Raw genomic sequence first — 15,488 nt, 5'->3', positions numbered from 1 at the left:
GTCAGTGGCGGCCAAGATAACGTTCTGCCGAAACCGCCGCATTGGCCCCGTCAGAGACTGCTGTCACGATCTGACGGAGACTCTTGGTACGGATGTCTCCCGCCGCAAAAATCCCCGGCACGGAGGTGATTCCATCCTCACCGGCACAGATATAACCGTCCTCCGAAAGCTCCAGAAGCCCCTCATACGCTTCTGTCTCCGGTGCTGCACCGACGGCAATAAACACTCCATCCAGCGAAAGGCTTTCTTCTCTGCCGCTTCCCACAGCTTGAAGCTTCACTCCGGTTACCGCATCCTTCCCCTCAATGGAGGTCACCACCGTATTTTTCAGAAGCTTCACATTGGACAGAGAAAAAACCTTCTCCTGAAGACTTTTCGCTCCTCTAAATTCTCCCCGGCGGTGGATCAGATACACCTGTCTGCAGACTCTGGCCAGGAAAATGGCATCCTCCAGCGCTACATCACCTCCGCCGACCACAGCTGCCGTTCTGCCTTTAAAAAACGCCCCGTCACAGGCAGCGCAGTAGCTGACTCCCCGGCCTGTCAGACGCTCCTCCCCCGGCACATGAAGAAGCCGGCGTCTGGCGCCGCCTGCCGCAATGACTGCCCTGGTCTGCCAGTCTTTCCCTTCGCCGATGACGGTTTTCCGGACACCTCCGTTCTCGATACGGAGGACCCGTTCTGCTGCGAAGGACACTCCCAGCTCCTTCGCGTGATCTCTCATCCGCTCTGCCAGGTCAAAACCGGAAAGTCCGGGAAGCCCCGGATAATTATCCACGGCCCAGGTATTCAGAAGCTGGCCGCCGATTGCTGTCTTATCAAGCGCCAGAGTGCGAAGCCCTGCCCTCACTCCATAAACAGCTGCTGCCATCCCTGCCGGACCGCAGCCCACAATAATCAGATCATATTCCATAATACCCTTCTTTCCCGTCAAAGAATCCGTTTCTCAGACCTGGCTGCTTCTGCTTTTCCCGTATCTTTCACAGGGCATCTCGTATAATCCGAAAAAATGTGTTATACTGAGTAAGCAGGCAGCCTGTTCTGCCGCTTTGCCGTCAAAGAATCGTATGGATGATAAAGGAGTTTTTTATGAATAAAACTGTTTTGATAACCGGAGCTTCCCGCGGAATCGGAAAAGCCATCGCCTTCCGGTTCGCCAGAGAAGGATTCCGGACTGTTCTCTGTGCAAGAGGAGAGGGCGAGCTTTTCCGGACAAGGGATCAGCTTCTCGCCCTGGGTGCTTCCTGTCTGGCCGTGACTGCCGATGTGGGAAAGGCAGAGGACTGCCGGCGGCTGTTTGAGGAAGCTCAAAAAGCCTTCGGCACCGTGGATATTCTTATCAACAATGCCGGGATCTCCCATATCGGACTTCTGCAGGATATGACCGACACGGAATGGGACAGTCTGCTTCACACCAACCTGTCTTCCGTCTTTTACTGCTGCCGTCAGGCCATTCCGTCCATGGTAGCTGCCCAGCAGGGAAGGATCCTCAATATTTCCTCAGTCTGGGGGGCCGTCGGCGCTTCCTGCGAGGCTGCCTACTCTGCCACCAAGGGCGGCATCAACGCCCTTACGAAAGCTCTTGCAAAGGAACTGGCCCCGTCAAACATCCAGGTCAACGCCCTGGCCTGCGGAGCCATTGATACCGCAATGAACAGCTTCCTGTCCGAGGAGGAGGAAGCCGCTCTCATTGATGAGATCCCTGCCGGCCGTCTGGGCAGACCGGAGGAGGCCGCAGAGACCGCCTTCCGGATTCTTTCCTCTCCTGCCTATCTGACCGGACAGATCATTACCCTGGACGGCGGCTGGCAATAATGCCGCCGTTCCTTGTTCTACTCTTCGAAGATCAAAAGCTCTCCGTCGTTGTCTGCATAATAAGGTGTGCCGAGAAGCTCAATGACCGCCTTTCCGTTGGTTGCCTCAGTCACCTTTTTCACAAAGGCATCCACATCTGCCTCCGGGAGCATCAGCCTGGCTGCCACGATATCGGTATACTGGATATCGAGCACCGGGAGCTTCATCTGTCCGGCAATGTACTGCAGCTTTCCAAGACCGTTGTAATCACAGGTGACCGCCGCTTCCCGGCCCGGACGCTTGTCTAAAACAATGCTGTTTTTCAGGCCCTCCTTCACAGCTCCCGAATAGGCACGTACCAGACCGCCCGTACCCAGAAGCGTTCCCCCAAAATATCTGGTCACGACCACACATACATTGTGGATCCCTTCCCCAAGAAGCACATCCAGCATGGGGCGTCCCGCCGTTCCGCCGGGCTCTCCGTCGTCGCTGCATCTTGTCAGCTCATTGTTCCGGCCCACGCAGAAGGCAGTGCAGTTATGACTGGCATTCCAGTATTTCTTTCTCATCTCCTCAATGAAGGCAGCTGCCTCCGCCTCTGATTTCACAGGACGGACCGTGGCAATAAACCGGGATTTCTTTTCCACCAGTTCTCCCTCTCCGCCTTTGTAAGCCTCCAGATAGCTCTGTCTCATATCGTCTCCTTATTTTTATTTCCCGGCGAATCCCCGCTGTTTAACCGGGAAGAATCCTGTTTCTCTGATTATACCATCTTTTCCCGCATTTGGAAACCATCCGCCGGCCCGGGAAAGTCTGTTTCGACTGCTCCTGCCCCTAATATTTATGTAACAATCTTGTAATATCCGGCAGAAAACCGGGCAGCCACAGGCTGGTATCTCCAAATACCCCTTTATTTGTAGACATTTTTTTGGTATACTTAAGTTCTAGGAGGACGCCTTATGAACTATGGAAAATCCGGCCTGAAGAAGCAGATTCACGCCTGTTCCTCAAAATCTGTCAAGCGAAAAACGAAGGCAGCCGTGCTGACCTTCAAGCTTTTTCTTCTTGGTCTTATCACTTTATTTGTGGCATGTGTTTTTGTCGGTCTCGGTATGTTCCGGGGAATGTTAAACTCTGCCCCGGACTTGAGTACCCTGGACATGTCTCCCAATGCCTCCGCCACCATTCTCTATGATGCGGAGGGCAATGAAATTGAAACTCTTGTTATGGCTGGTTCCAACAGGCAGCCGGTCGAATATTCCCAGATCCCCAAGAATCTGGTCAATGCCATTGTAGCCATCGAGGATTCCCGTTTCTGGACTCATAAGGGTGTGGACATCAAGGGCATGACCCGTGCTGTCTTTTCCGGACTTCTCACCCGGAAAATGGAGCAGGGAGCCAGCACCATTACCCAGCAGCTCATCAAAAACGTGGCCTTTGACGGCGGCATGGAGACCAATTTCGGTGCCACCGTCAAGCGGAAGGTTCAGGAGCAGTACCTGGCCATTCAGCTGGAAAAGACCATGGATAAGAAGATCATTCTCCAGAATTATCTGAATACCATCAATCTGGGAGCTAATACCCTCGGTGTACAGGCTGCCTCCCAGCGTTATTTCGGGAAGGATGTCAGTGAACTGAATCTGTCCGAATGCGCCGTGATCGCGGCCGTCACCTCCAGTCCCGGCCGTTACAATCCCATCACCCATCCGGAGGATAATGCCAAACGGCGGGATATCGTTCTGGAAAATATGTACGAGCAGGGTTACATCACCCAGGAAGAACGGCTGGCCGCCCAGACCGACGATGTCTATGTGCAGATCCAGGAGGTTGAAGCCGCCAGGTCCAACGAACCCTCCGTGTACAGTTATTTTGTAGATGAAACCATTGTACAGGCGCTGGCGGATCTGCAGGAAAAGGCCGGTTACTCCGAAACGGAGGCCCGCAACCTGCTTTACAGCGGCGGTCTCAGGATCTACACCACTCAGGATCCACGGCTTCAGGCCATTGTGGACGAGGAGATCTCCGACCCTGACAATTATGCCCACAGCGAGATCCTTTACAGCTTCACCTATCGTCTTTCCGTCACGCACAAGGACGGCACCACCGATCATTATTCCGAAGCCAATATCAAATCCTGGCTGAGACAGCAGACAGGAGAAGAAACAATAAAGCTGATCTTTGCCACCGAGGATGAGATCCGTCAGCATGTCGAGGCCTATAAGGAGACAGTTGTGAAGACCGACGACATGATCCAGGGGGAACGGCTTGACATTACGCTGCAGCCGCAAAGCTCCTGCGTCCTCATGGATCAGGAAACGGGATATGTTCTGGCCATAAACGGCGGACGCGGAGAAAAGCCCACCAGCATGAGCCTGAACCGCGCCACCGACACCCTGCGTCAGCCCGGTTCCACCTTCAAGGTGCTGACCGCCTTTGCCCCGGCCCTCGACAGTGCCGGAGCCACTCTCGGTTCTGTCTATTACGACGAACCTTACTCCGTGGACGAAAAGGATTTCAAAAACTGGTGGGGTTCCCAGTATGTGGGCTATGCCAATATCCGGGACGGTGTCACCTATTCCATGAATATCATTGCTCTGAAAACCCTGATGAACACGGTAACGCCGCAGCTCGGTTATCAGTATGCCCTGGATTTCGGCATTACCTCCCTGGTGGAGAGCGAAGTCAATCAGACGACCGGCCAGGTTTATACCGATATCGGCGCGCCTCTGTGTCTGGGCGGCATCACATACGGTGTCAGCAATCTGGAGCTGACCGCCGCGTATGCAGCCATTGCCAACAGAGGGATCTACACAAAGCCTGTGTATTACACAAAGATCGTGGACAGCAACGGCAAGATCATCATTGATAATGAACCGGAGACCCGCACGGTTCTGAAGGAATCCACCTCATGGCTTCTGACCAACGCCATGGAGGATGTCTGTGTTTCCTCTCACCTGTATAACCGTACCTCGATCCACACCAGCAAACCGGAAACCAAGATTCCGAATATGCCTACCGCCGGAAAAACCGGTACCACCACCAACACCAACGATATCTGGTTTGTGGGATACACACCCTATTACACCATGGGCATCTGGCAGGGCTACGATGAAAACAGCCCGTTAGACACCGGTGACGATGTGAGAACCATGTGGTACAACATCATGTCCCGTGCCTGCGAAAAGCTTCCAGCCAAAGAATTTCCTGAAAAGCCGGGAACCATCGAGGAAGTGCAGATCTGCCACAAATCCGGCAAGCTGGCCGTTCCCGGTATCTGCGATGCTGACCCCGAAGGCAATATGATCTATACCGAATATTTTGCCAGAGGAACTGCTCCCACTGAGGTATGCGATCACCATGTAAAGGTAACGGTATGCAGCCTGAGCGGCGCCCTTGCCTCGGAATTCTGTCCTGAGGCCCTCAAGCAGAACCGGGTTTACCGGACTCTGACAGATGAGGCCACCGGCGTCACCGACGACAACGCGTATCTGCTGCCCGCCACCTTAAAGAACAGTACCTGTCCCATCCATACCGGCTTCGGCTTCCCCTTCCTGACCGATGAAAACGGTCAGCCGATTCCTGGAGAAACCACTCCCGGTGATGGTTCCGGTACGATTCCCGGAACCACAGGAACCGGCAATAACGGAACCGGCAGTACAAATTCCGGAAGTCCAACAGGTCCTTAAGCACAAAACGGACTGTTTTTGAGGATTCCTGAGCTTCCTCGAAAAATCGAAACAAAAATTTAATATTTCCGGGGAAATGCATAAAAAAATCCATACTGCACAGACTTTTCAAAGGAATACAATGAAAGGTCGTGAAGTATGGATTTTTTAAAAGCTTTTTTAGTCGGAGGCGCCATCTGCGCCCTGGTCCAGATTCTGATGGATCGGACAAAGCTGATGCCCGGCCGCATCATGGTACTTCTTGTGTGCACCGGCACGTTTCTTGGCTTTCTCGGAATCTACGATCCCTTTATCGAGTGGGCCGGCGCCGGAGCGTCCATTCCGCTCCTCGGCTTCGGGAATACTCTTTTTAAAGGAGTCCGGGAATGCATTGATGAAAAGGGCGCCCTCGGCCTTTTCCTTGGCGGTCTCAAGGCCAGTGCCGCCGGAATCAGCGGAGCGCTGATCTTCGGCTACATCGGCTCCCTCTTTTTCAATCCGAAAATGAAGGACTGACCCGGAATCAATAGAACACGTGCGTTCCGATGATAATTCCTTCATAACCCTCTTTTACCGTCCGGAAATGGAGCAGATCTCCAATGTAATTTTCACTGCCGCTCATAGCTACCTGGGCTGCCCTTGTACATTCACTGTTAACACCGTTCTTCAGGGCATTCTGATATTTTGGGTAGCCCCAGGGAGTGAACTGATACGGCTGGGAAAGCACACCGATCATAGTATTGGGATAGCGGCTGCTGTTTATCCGGTTCATGATCACATTGCCGACGGCAACCTTTCCCTCCCACGGCTCCATATTTGCCTCCCGGTAGATCATGGCCGCCATCAGCTCCAGATCACTGTAGACTGAATAATCAAATTCGTCTTCCGGTTCCGTGGGCTGGGGATCCGCAGGCTCCGTCGGCGCCTGGGTCGGCATATCCGGTTTTTCGGTTGGCGTATCCGGCTTTTCTGTGGGTGTATCCGGCTTTTCATCCGGTATATCAGGTGCGGCTGTCGACTCGGCGGGGGAAGGCTTCTCCGGTTCCTCCGGCTGTATGGCCGGAGGCTTTGCATTACTTCCTGTTCCGTCCGCCACCTGATTATCATCGGGTTTTTCCTGTTCTGCCAGCTCAGCCATCCGCTCCTCCGCTTCCAGTTCCCTCTTCTGAAGTTCAGAACGGTATTGGGCCAGCTGTCCTTCAGCATCCTCCAGTTCTCCTGCACAATCCTCCATCTTCTGGGAAGTTTCGGCAATGGCGATCAGAACCTCATTCTGCTTCTCCTCCGTCTCTCGAACCAGCTGGTCGAGATCGGTCTGCTCCGTCAGAAGATCGTTTTCCTTTCTCGCCACCAGCTCCTTGGTCTCCTGATAGGCAGTCAGCATTTCTCTGTCATACTGTGCCATCTCCATGGCATATTCCGCCTTGTTGAGAATGGTGGAAAGACTCTCTTCCGAAAAAATCACTCCGATAAAGCCTGCATCCCGGTTCTCGTACATATACTGAATCCGTTTTTTCATTGCCTCATACTGAACAGCCTCCGTCTCTCTGGCCTCTTCCAGTTCAGCAGCCGTTGTCTCCAGAGATGCCTGCACTTCCGCTCTTCTGAGTGCCAGTTCCTCCATCTCCTCCGTCAGCTGATCGAGCTCCTGATTGAGTTCTTCCAGATATGCACGGAACCGTTCGCTGGCCTCACGGATATCCTTTGCTTTGGCCTCCGCCTGTTCCACCTGATCTCTGGCATCCTCGACCTCAGCATTGGATGCGGCTGCCGACAAAGCGCCGACTGCAGTCAACAGAAATACGAGAGCAATCCATAGCGTTCTGTGTTTTTTCATAAATACCTCTGTACGTTTTCAAAAACCTGTTTTTCGTGTGCAAATTTCATATATGGTAGAGTATACTACAAAAACCCCCGTATTTCAACCAAACACACAGACATCAAAACAGCCGCAAAAAAACAGCCCCGTTCCGGGGCCTTTAAAAGCTCCGAAGCAGGGCTGCCGTCACGTCGGAAATCCTTAGATCTCCACGCTTCCCTTCTCGGTACCGTTGATCACATAATATACGGTATTCTCCTCAACCTTCACATACAGCTCCATGGTCTTGATTTCGCTGATCTTGTGCTTGGAAGCGGTCCACTGCTTCTTTACGAGAGCAACCATATCCTTATCGGAAATATCCTTGCCCAGGTACTGAACAGAAACGGTCGTCTTGATCTCCTGCTTCTTTGCAGGCTTCTTTGCTTCTGCCTTCTTCTCTGCAGCGGGCGCTGCCTCTTTTGCAGGTGCCTCTGCCACGGGGGCTTCCTTTACTGCCGCCTCCTCTGCCGGTGCAGCTGCTGTCTTTACAGTCTCTGCCTTAGCCGCTTCCTTCACAACTGCGGCTGCTGCCTTTGCTGTAGTCTGAGTTTTTCTTCTTGCCATAATTATTCTCCTCGTTATACTTACTTTTTGCCTATCCATCTTCCAGTCTGTTACAGGCACGATGCCATCCATATCATACAGCGATATTCTTTATTTTGCAAGCATTTCAAAAAAAAACCGTCAAAAAGGATAGTTTTACCCATTGACAGCATAGCTATGATGTAATATGCTACAAAATAAGCTTTTTATTTTGTTGTTCAAACTATTTGGAGAATACGATATATGATACGCATACTTGTAGATTCTGCTTCAGACTATCAAATGGAAGAAATCCAAACGAAGGGGCTTTTGCTTGTTCCCATCACCATAACCATCGGTGAAACCGGCTATATCGACGGAAAGAATCTGGGGCGGGACGAATTTTATGAAATCCTTTCCCGGACCGGAGAATTTCCCAAAACCTCCCAGCCCTCCCCCCATGCCTTTCTGGACCTGTTCCTGGAGGCAAAGAAAAACGGAGACGAGCTGATCTGCATCCTGCTCTCCTCCGCTTTGAGCGGCACCTGCCAAAGTGCTTTTCTGGCCAAATCCATGGCCGCCTACGATAAAATCTATATTCTTGATTCTCTTACCGCCACCTACACCATCAAGCTCATGGCCGATCATGCCCTGCAGCTCGTAAAAGAGGGGCTCGGAGCCGGAGAGATCGCAGCCCGGCTGGAAGCTCTGCGTTCCCGGGTCCGTGTGGTTGCTGCGCCCGACACCCTGGATTTTCTGCAGCGGGGCGGCCGCATTTCAAAAACTGCCGCTGCCATTGGAAATCTGGCCGGTATCCGCCCGATCGTAACCATTTCTCCCGAGGGAAGTGTGGCAGTCATCGGCAAATGCGTGGGCAAAAACAAGGCCATCAGCCAGATCGTGAGCGTCCTTGAAAAATCCGGTATGGACGCCTCTTTTCCCCTGTACCCCATATACAGCTACGGCATCAATAACTGTACAAAACTGGTGGCTAAGCTTCGTACTGCCGGCTTTGCCCCCGCCGAAACGCTTCAGATCGGTCCCACCATCGGCGCCCATATCGGTCCCGAAGCCTTCGGAATCGTGTACGCCGCAAAATGAAAACTTACATCATCAGAATGAGGGCCTGTATCAGGAATCGGATCCCGTATCTTTCCCCAATCGGTGACCAAATGAAATTTTCCTCAAATTATCCCGTCAAGAAAATCGGTCAGACAGGAGAGTGCCGGCACAAAGAAGGCGGCATAATATTCCCATTTTGTCTCCTCCCTGCCGCATAAAAGCAAAAATACCGGAATTATCGGAATCCGGAAGCAGCCCATCGGATTGTTTACAGAGAACCATTCTCATCATTGCCCCGCGATACAATGCCGGTCACTGGGCATAATACAGCAGCAAAGCCGTTCAACAGACCTTCCCTTCGCAAACACCGTGCAATAAATATCCGTACACTTTTTATATTTTGCAAAAACTTTCTGCGCCGCATCTGTATCTCCGTAAATCTTCCAGCATCCGATACACTTACAGCCTTCTGCTTTATTTTCGATAAATCCGCAGACATCTTCCGGTGTTCCCACTTCATATCCTCGTTCTGCGAGCAGCCTGCAGGCAGTGTTGTTCTGCAAATCCTGAAAAAGCCGGACGGGACGATAAGCATATATTAATGCGCGATTATTCTGACATATGTACCTCTCTTCCTATTCACAACCTGCAGTGTGTTTTTCTAAAATATTTTTTAATGCACTTATAGAGCTTGTGTGAGAACGGGCAATCCGTACATTTCGTCCCTTTGTTTCACTCAACGCACATTGTATCATCTTGTGAGAAACAGTATCGGTAAACAGTACCAGAAGATCAGGTGTTCCAATGTTTTTTAAGCCACCTGACATTTTCGGATATACCTTTGCTTTACATCGATACTCACTGCACAGAGTTTTATATTGACGGACCATACATTCATTTCCACCCACAATAACAACACTCATTCCGTATCTCCTTTTATACAGTTAGCAATCACTAATCTCCATGTAAAAACCAGGAGACGCAGACTGTATCCTGCGTCTCCCGTAAGCGTTATTTTTCAGGATGGCAGGAACTGTTTCCTGAACAGCCTGCACACCCGCATCCACAGGAGGATTTTCCTTTTTTCCTGTTTTTCACCATGCTTACAATAATTGCCGCAACAACAGCGATCAAAACAGCACAGATGATAACGGTTGCCATATTTTCTAAAAGCCAGGCAAGCATATTCTTACCTCCCCTTCACAATTTTTTATTTTGTTACCTTAACTCTTTTTGTCAGTTTTTTCGCTTCGGAATAGCGCTTAATGAACAGCATATACATCATCCCTGCGAGAACGGCAATTGCTGCAATCAGACCGATCACATTCAGATCTCCGGTAAAGATCGAACCGAACTGATAGATCATCAGGGAGATTGCATAAGCAAACACACACTGATAGCCGATGGCGAACCAGGTCCACTTTGCAGAGTTCATTTCACGCTTGATGGCACCGATTGCCGCAAAGCAGGGGGCGCAGAGCAGATTGAACACCAGGAAGGAATACGCGGCAAGGCGGGTCATTCCCTCAAAATCAAGGACACCGAACACGCCGACAACTTCTTCCTTTGCCACAAGGCCCATGACGGTTGCAACGGTAGCCTTGATGTTGCCGAAGCCGAGTGGTGAGAAGATCCAGCAAAGAGCGCTGCCGATCATACCGAGCACGCTGTTTTCAAGCTCCATTTCCGTGCTGAAGGTAAACGCACCATCCATAGTCCCGAAACAGGAGCCGGCCCAGATGACGATAGACGAAAGGAGGATGATCGTTCCTGCCTTCTTAATGAACGACCATGCCCGTTCCCACATGGAGCGCAGCACATTGCCGACAGTCGGCCAGTGGTATGCGGGTAATTCCATTACGAAGGGAGCAGGATCGCCGGCAAACATTTTCGTTTTCTTCAGCATAATGCCGGAAATAATGATAGCAGCGATGCCGATGAAATAAGCACTGGGGGCCACCCACCATGCGCCGCCGAACAGGGCGGAAGCAATAAGTGCGATGATCGGGAGCTTTGCACCGCAGGGGATAAAGGTCGTGGTCATGATCGTCATGCGGCGGTCACGTTCATTCTCAATGGTACGGGATGCCATAATTCCGGGTACGCCGCAGCCGGTGCCGATCAGCATCGGAATGAAGGACTTGCCGGAAAGGCCGAATTTGCGGAAAATACGGTCAAGGACAAAAGCAATTCGAGCCATGTATCCGCAGGATTCCAGGAAGGCCAGCAGAATAAAAAGGACAAGCATCTGCGGTACAAAGCCGAGAACGGCACCCACGCCTCCGATAATACCGTCAAGGATCAAACCGTTCAGCCATTCAGGGCAGTTTGCCGCTTCAAGACCTTTTTCCACAAGTACGGGAATACCAGGCACCCATACGCCGTATTCAGACGGATCAGGAACACCTTCCGCCTCCTCTCCGAGAGCCGCTTCATAGATTTCGGAAATATCATATCCTCCCTCTGCCAGAGCATCCGCATAGGAGCCGTAAGCTCCATCAAATGCACCGAAGTCCTCATCGGCAATGGCAGACTGAATCTCTTCGGCACCGATGACACCCATCCCGGCTGCAGCGTCCACAGCAGAAATCATCTCGTCGGTCCAGACGTTTTCTGCCGCATAATCCGTCACAGCGTCTTCATATGCGGATGTTCCGATGCCGAACAGATGCCAGCCGTCGCCAAACACGCCGTCATTGGCCCAGTCAGTCGCAAATGTGCCGACGGTGGAGACCGCAATATAATAAACAAGGAACATCACAGCTGCAAATATCGGGAGCGCTGCAAAACGGTTGGTAACGACCTTATCGATCTTATCGGAGGTGGAAAGCCTCCCTGCCGATCTCTTCCTGTAACAGCCCTTGATGATCTGACCGATATAAACATAGCGCTCATTGGTAATGATGGATTCCGCATCGTCGTCCAATTCATCCTCCACAGCCTTAATATCGGCTTCTATGTGATCCAGAACCGCCTGATCAAGCTGAATCTGTTCCAGTACCTTGTCATCGCGTTCAAAAATTTTTACCGCATACCAGCGCTGCTGTTCTTCAGGCATATTATGTACTGCCGCTTCCTCAATATGCGCAAGTGCATGCTCCACAGTGCCCGAGAAGGTGTGCATCGGGACAGTCTTCCCGTTCTTCGCTGCATCAATTGCCGCCTCTGCCGCCTCCATAATTCCGGTTCCCTTCAGAGCGGAAATTTCCACTACCTTGCATCCAAGTTCATGGGACAGCTCTTCCGTATTGATCCTGTCACCGTTCTTCTTCACCACATCCATCATATTGATCGCAACAACAACAGGAATGCCGAGTTCGGTAAGCTGCGTCGTCAGATACAGGTTTCTTTCCAGATTTGTACCGTCGATGATGTTTAAAATCGCATCAGGCCGCTCGGTAATGAGATAGTTTCTTGCTACCACTTCCTCCAATGTGTAAGGGGAAAGAGAATAAATACCAGGAAGGTCCGTGATCACAACGTCATTGTGCTTTTTCAGTTTTCCTTCCTTTTTTTCGACCGTAACCCCCGGCCAGTTTCCGACGAACTGGTTGGAGCCGGTCAGTGCATTGAACAGAGTCGTCTTTCCGCTGTTTGGGTTACCCGCAAGGGCAATTCGCAAATTCATATGTCACTCCTCGCTTTCTTGATTAGTGTCCGCTAACCATTAACTCAAAAAATATGGGGATACCTCCCCTGAATCCATGTTATCTTATTCGATTTCGATCATTTCTGCGTCTGCTTTGCGAATGGAAAGCTCGTAACCACGGACGGTAATCTCAACCGGATCTCCGAGAGGTGCCACTTTACGGATGTGTACTTCTACCCCTTTCGTCAGTCCCATGTCCATAATACGGCGTTTGACCGCGCCTTCGCCATGAAGCTTTACGACCCTGACCGTATCACCGACTTTTGCTGCTTTCAGTGTTCTCATGCCTGTTCTCCTCCTTGAACTGTATTCTAAGTTAAACTGCCAGAAAATCAGATCATAATTTTCTGCGCCATTTCCTTACTGACTGCAATGCGGGATTCTTTCACATTGACAATGACGTTGCCGCCAATTGTATTGATCACCGTAACGGCTCCTCCCACAACAAAGCCAAGATTCTCCAGGTGAACCTTGACTTCCTGCTTACCTCCGATTTTTTTTATGATATTTTCTTCTCCTGTTTCTGCAAGTGTAAGCGGCATCATCACATTTTCCTTCTATTCATTAGTTTCAGCTAACTCAGTTTCTCAAATATAGGTTAGCAACCGCTAACCGTTTATTATTATATTCACTGTGGCCTATTTTGTCAATAGGTTTTTGTTACAATTTTTTATGATCTGCAAAAACCATGGTATCCCTCCGATCAAGAACTTTCCCGTTTTCATTCATTCTCATCCATCTGATCCGCCCGTGTTGTCATTTTCCACATCATCTTACCCATAAACAAAGGATGCCGATAGCAAAGCTTCATTTGCATTGCCTGGCTAAAAGAATGACATATAATGAATTTTTTTGATCCAATATGTCTGGCAAGCCCTTCCCCGACTTTCTGAGGGCTTGCCATAAATTCTTTCGGAACAGGAAGCTTCGCCGATGAAGCCGTATCTGTAAGCGGTGGATGAAACAAATGAAAGGAAATGCCATATTTCTGATTTTCAATTTCAAGACATTTCGCTAGTGCTTCCATTGCTCCCTTTGACGAAGCGTAAGGAGAAATATTGCCAAAGCCCGTAACACCAACACCTGAGCAGGTAAAAATGATTTTTCCAAAACCCTGTTTGCGCATTTCCGGCAAAACCGCCTTTGAAAGGCGTAAGGCCCCAAAAAAGTTGATATCCATTACCTTGTTGTAAAGCTCGTAATCGCTGTGTGACTCGCTTTCAAAAGTACAAAGACAAGCATTATGTACCGCGATATCAATTTTCCCGAATTGTTTTATTGTCTCGGACACGCCGTTTTTTATATCTTCATCCTTTGCCGCGTCCGCTGTAATCGTAATTAATTTATCGGGATAGCGTTCTCTCAATTCCTTCAGATTATCCGTTTCAATATCCAAAACCGAAATGGAATCGCCAAGTTCGAGCAGACGTTTCACCATATAATAACCAATTCCGCGATTTGCTCCGACGATTGCGATCACTCTCAGTGCTGCTTGCTTTCTTTTCATGTGCTTTCTCATCCCTTTTCAAAAACGATAATCATCCAATCCTTCCTGTCTGTCGATCTTTTTGAAGAACAGAACGTAAAACAAAGCTCCGTCAATGACAAGATCATAGATTCGCAGCCTGTTAAAAAACAGGACAGATGACAGGACTGAAACCGCAAGGATTCCCACACTCACAATTTTCGGGAACATTCCTTTTTCTTTTGTGAACCATGCAAAATAAGCCATGACAGGCGAACACAGTGCGAACACTGTCCAACCGATCATGTAACTCCCTGAATATACCCCGTGGCTCAGGACTGCGGTCAGGTAGTAGGTAAACAGCATTCCCAGGCAGAAGGTAAGGACATTCAGCATCGCTTTCCCGGCTGTCCTGCTGTAAATGGAAATGAGAGTGCCCATTAAAATCCAGATTGCCATTTGAGAGAATATTTCCCCCAAATTCGTGGTATAAATATCCAATAGCCTTGAAACAAATCCGATCATCAAGCCAAAGCATAACATGATGACCGGATTCCATATTCTTTTCCGCATACTTTCTTCATTCCTGCTTCTAATATACCCGCTTTTTTATTCTTTGTCAGAAATCTGTAAATGATTCCCTCCCTCCAGCTCTGCGCCATAGCGGAAGATCAGAGAAGCCAGAATCAGTACAATGCCGGTAGCCACGCTGGGAAGATTGCTGATATCGCCGCTTCTTTCCGCACCCAGACAAACTGTGACGACAGCTGCGATCACCACTGCCACGATGGGCATATAAATGCAGCGGATGCCCAGCTTCCTAATCAGATTTGCACCGTTTTCCGTAAAGGGCGTACCCTCGGTCTGCTCAGTTTTGAAATACTGTCTGGCGAATGCCAGCAGGATCGCTTCGGTAACCAGCCGGATAAGATCAGAGAGCAATACAGCCAGCATCTCGTTCAGCCCCTTACCACTGGCAAAAATCGTTATCGGCTCACCGAATAGGGAAAACACCTGACCTCCCGAGTACCATGCCGCGGCGCAGAGAGTGCCGACAGCGCAGGCGGATGCACCGATAACGCAAAAAATAAAAGCAATTTTTGTGAGTATCTGAAAGACCCGGAAGGTCTTCTGAATGGTTTGCAGAGATTTCATGTAATTTCCTCCTTTTTCCGTACCAGTTCTGTTTTTCCCAATAGCGGCAATCCGGCTCCATCGGCTGGAAATACCTGTACTTGTTCTCTTCAGATATTCTAATTATACAGGAAAAATATGTTCAGATATAGGTTCTTTTTACATATAAATGTGTTCGTATTATAGATGTGAAAAAGATTCTTCTGTCCTTCAAGAAGGGGCTGTTGCAAAAGTAGAGTAATAATCTACGGAGCAGCAGCTCCTTTTTTGTACGAAAACAGAAAACGGGCCCCAAAAGGACCCGCATCCGTGGTATAATTAAGTATGTCAAGTACA

The 15,488-nt window shown here is 50.0% G+C and carries 18 protein-coding genes; 4 read left to right on the top strand and 14 right to left on the bottom strand.

What is annotated here, in order from left to right:
• Window position 1: 1 nt before the first annotated feature.
• Entirely contained in the window at window positions 2-913 is a 912-nt protein-coding gene (locus QJ036_RS11000) for an NAD(P)/FAD-dependent oxidoreductase (protein ID WP_283231434.1), read from the bottom strand.
• A 176-nt stretch (window positions 914-1,089) separates the two neighbouring features.
• Here QJ036_RS11000 and ymfI point away from each other — a divergent pair, with 176 nt between their 5' ends.
• A complete protein-coding gene (ymfI, locus tag QJ036_RS10995) occupies window positions 1,090-1,815 on the top strand; it encodes an elongation factor P 5-aminopentanone reductase (RefSeq protein ID WP_283231433.1) in 726 nt (241 codons plus the stop codon).
• A 17-nt stretch (window positions 1,816-1,832) separates the two neighbouring features.
• Here ymfI and QJ036_RS10990 read toward each other — a convergent pair whose 3' ends face one another.
• Window positions 1,833-2,489: a YigZ family protein gene (locus QJ036_RS10990; RefSeq protein WP_283231432.1), complete on the bottom strand. Its 657-nt coding sequence runs from the start codon at window positions 2,487-2,489 to the stop codon at window positions 1,833-1,835.
• 264 nt (window positions 2,490-2,753) lie between these two features.
• Here QJ036_RS10990 and QJ036_RS10985 point away from each other — a divergent pair, with 264 nt between their 5' ends.
• Both QJ036_RS10985 and QJ036_RS10980 read left to right on the top strand, forming a co-directional pair.
• On the top strand, window positions 2,754-5,480 hold the full coding sequence (locus QJ036_RS10985; protein WP_283231431.1) for a transglycosylase domain-containing protein: 2,727 nt from the start codon (window positions 2,754-2,756) through the stop codon (window positions 5,478-5,480).
• Window positions 5,481-5,618: 138 nt separating this feature from the next.
• The gene (locus QJ036_RS10980; RefSeq protein ID WP_283231430.1) at window positions 5,619-5,975 is read left to right on the top strand and encodes a SpoVA/SpoVAEb family sporulation membrane protein; all 357 of its coding nucleotides are present in this window, start codon (window positions 5,619-5,621) and stop codon (window positions 5,973-5,975) included.
• A gap of 7 nt (window positions 5,976-5,982) precedes the next feature.
• On the opposite strand, the gene QJ036_RS10975 is transcribed toward QJ036_RS10980, so the two are convergent.
• Complete coding sequence (locus QJ036_RS10975) at window positions 5,983-7,296, bottom strand: cell wall hydrolase (protein ID WP_283231429.1); 1,314 nt, start codon at window positions 7,294-7,296, stop codon at window positions 5,983-5,985.
• Between the two features lie 183 nt (window positions 7,297-7,479).
• Window positions 7,480-7,884 (bottom strand): DUF6465 family protein, encoded by a 405-nt coding sequence (locus QJ036_RS10970; protein ID WP_283231428.1) that lies wholly within the window; start codon window positions 7,882-7,884, stop codon window positions 7,480-7,482.
• Between the two features lie 222 nt (window positions 7,885-8,106).
• Between QJ036_RS10970 and QJ036_RS10965 the strand changes: the two genes are divergently transcribed.
• On the top strand, window positions 8,107-8,943 hold the full coding sequence (locus QJ036_RS10965) for a DegV family protein (RefSeq protein WP_283231427.1): 837 nt from the start codon (window positions 8,107-8,109) through the stop codon (window positions 8,941-8,943).
• An 83-nt stretch (window positions 8,944-9,026) separates the two neighbouring features.
• On the opposite strand, the gene QJ036_RS14355 is transcribed toward QJ036_RS10965, so the two are convergent.
• The 10 genes from QJ036_RS14355 to QJ036_RS10925 all read right to left on the bottom strand — a co-directional run bounded on the left by QJ036_RS14355 (window position 9,027) and on the right by QJ036_RS10925 (window position 15,173).
• Window positions 9,027-9,164 (bottom strand): CDP-alcohol phosphatidyltransferase family protein, encoded by a 138-nt coding sequence (locus tag QJ036_RS14355; RefSeq protein ID WP_416388546.1) that lies wholly within the window; start codon window positions 9,162-9,164, stop codon window positions 9,027-9,029.
• 27 nt (window positions 9,165-9,191) lie between these two features.
• Complete coding sequence (locus tag QJ036_RS14350; RefSeq protein WP_416388545.1) at window positions 9,192-9,419, bottom strand: DUF3793 family protein; 228 nt, start codon at window positions 9,417-9,419, stop codon at window positions 9,192-9,194.
• Window positions 9,420-9,539: 120 nt separating this feature from the next.
• Window positions 9,540-9,827 (bottom strand): DUF2325 domain-containing protein, encoded by a 288-nt coding sequence (locus QJ036_RS10960; protein WP_283231426.1) that lies wholly within the window; start codon window positions 9,825-9,827, stop codon window positions 9,540-9,542.
• Window positions 9,828-9,915: 88 nt separating this feature from the next.
• Window positions 9,916-10,089, bottom strand: coding sequence for a FeoB-associated Cys-rich membrane protein (locus QJ036_RS10955; protein WP_283231425.1), 174 nt, complete (start codon window positions 10,087-10,089; stop codon window positions 9,916-9,918).
• A 25-nt stretch (window positions 10,090-10,114) separates the two neighbouring features.
• On the bottom strand, window positions 10,115-12,532 hold the full coding sequence (feoB, locus tag QJ036_RS10950) for a ferrous iron transporter B (RefSeq protein ID WP_283231424.1): 2,418 nt from the start codon (window positions 12,530-12,532) through the stop codon (window positions 10,115-10,117).
• Window positions 12,533-12,616: 84 nt separating this feature from the next.
• Complete coding sequence (locus QJ036_RS10945; protein ID WP_283231423.1) at window positions 12,617-12,838, bottom strand: FeoA family protein; 222 nt, start codon at window positions 12,836-12,838, stop codon at window positions 12,617-12,619.
• Between the two features lie 47 nt (window positions 12,839-12,885).
• Window positions 12,886-13,098 (bottom strand): FeoA family protein, encoded by a 213-nt coding sequence (locus tag QJ036_RS10940; protein ID WP_283231422.1) that lies wholly within the window; start codon window positions 13,096-13,098, stop codon window positions 12,886-12,888.
• Between the two features lie 176 nt (window positions 13,099-13,274).
• Window positions 13,275-14,060, bottom strand: a complete 786-nt coding sequence (locus tag QJ036_RS10935) for an SDR family NAD(P)-dependent oxidoreductase (protein ID WP_283231421.1) — start codon at window positions 14,058-14,060, stop codon at window positions 13,275-13,277.
• Window positions 14,061-14,078: 18 nt separating this feature from the next.
• On the bottom strand, window positions 14,079-14,591 hold the full coding sequence (locus QJ036_RS10930) for a DUF6518 family protein (RefSeq protein WP_283231420.1): 513 nt from the start codon (window positions 14,589-14,591) through the stop codon (window positions 14,079-14,081).
• Window positions 14,592-14,627: 36 nt separating this feature from the next.
• Window positions 14,628-15,173, bottom strand: a complete 546-nt coding sequence (locus QJ036_RS10925) for a hypothetical protein (RefSeq protein WP_283231419.1) — start codon at window positions 15,171-15,173, stop codon at window positions 14,628-14,630.
• Between the last annotated feature and the right edge of the window lie 315 nt (window positions 15,174-15,488).

This window comes from Fusibacillus kribbianus (genome assembly GCF_030053595.1).
Classification (GTDB): Bacteria; Bacillota; Clostridia; order Lachnospirales; family Lachnospiraceae; genus Lientehia; species Lientehia kribbiana.
Note: the sequence above shows the minus strand (reverse complement) of the source record. Positions and strands in the feature narration are given on the sequence as shown.

Excerpts from the sequence above, each read along its gene's own strand:
- QJ036_RS10955 (WP_283231425.1), bottom strand. The coding sequence starts at position 10,089 with ATGCTTGCCTGGCTTTTAGAAAATATGGCAACCGTTATCATCTGTGCT.
- QJ036_RS10925 (WP_283231419.1), bottom strand. The coding sequence starts at position 15,173 with ATGAAATCTCTGCAAACCATTCAGAAGACCTTCCGGGTCTTTCAGATA.
- QJ036_RS10985 (WP_283231431.1), top strand. The coding sequence starts at position 2,754 with ATGAACTATGGAAAATCCGGCCTGAAGAAGCAGATTCACGCCTGTTCC.
- QJ036_RS10975 (WP_283231429.1), bottom strand. The coding sequence starts at position 7,296 with ATGAAAAAACACAGAACGCTATGGATTGCTCTCGTATTTCTGTTGACT.
- QJ036_RS10945 (WP_283231423.1), bottom strand. The coding sequence starts at position 12,838 with ATGAGAACACTGAAAGCAGCAAAAGTCGGTGATACGGTCAGGGTCGTA.
- QJ036_RS10965 (WP_283231427.1), top strand. The coding sequence starts at position 8,107 with ATGATACGCATACTTGTAGATTCTGCTTCAGACTATCAAATGGAAGAA.
- QJ036_RS10960 (WP_283231426.1), bottom strand. The coding sequence starts at position 9,827 with ATGAGTGTTGTTATTGTGGGTGGAAATGAATGTATGGTCCGTCAATAT.
- feoB (WP_283231424.1), bottom strand. The coding sequence starts at position 12,532 with ATGAATTTGCGAATTGCCCTTGCGGGTAACCCAAACAGCGGAAAGACG.
- QJ036_RS10980 (WP_283231430.1), top strand. The coding sequence starts at position 5,619 with ATGGATTTTTTAAAAGCTTTTTTAGTCGGAGGCGCCATCTGCGCCCTG.
- ymfI (WP_283231433.1), top strand. The coding sequence starts at position 1,090 with ATGAATAAAACTGTTTTGATAACCGGAGCTTCCCGCGGAATCGGAAAA.
- QJ036_RS10940 (WP_283231422.1), bottom strand. The coding sequence starts at position 13,098 with ATGATGCCGCTTACACTTGCAGAAACAGGAGAAGAAAATATCATAAAA.
- QJ036_RS10990 (WP_283231432.1), bottom strand. The coding sequence starts at position 2,489 with ATGAGACAGAGCTATCTGGAGGCTTACAAAGGCGGAGAGGGAGAACTG.
- QJ036_RS11000 (WP_283231434.1), bottom strand. The coding sequence starts at position 913 with ATGGAATATGATCTGATTATTGTGGGCTGCGGTCCGGCAGGGATGGCA.
- QJ036_RS10930 (WP_283231420.1), bottom strand. The coding sequence starts at position 14,591 with ATGCGGAAAAGAATATGGAATCCGGTCATCATGTTATGCTTTGGCTTG.
- QJ036_RS10935 (WP_283231421.1), bottom strand. The coding sequence starts at position 14,060 with ATGAAAAGAAAGCAAGCAGCACTGAGAGTGATCGCAATCGTCGGAGCA.
- QJ036_RS10970 (WP_283231428.1), bottom strand. The coding sequence starts at position 7,884 with ATGGCAAGAAGAAAAACTCAGACTACAGCAAAGGCAGCAGCCGCAGTT.
- QJ036_RS14355 (WP_416388546.1), bottom strand. The coding sequence starts at position 9,164 with ATGGGCTGCTTCCGGATTCCGATAATTCCGGTATTTTTGCTTTTATGC.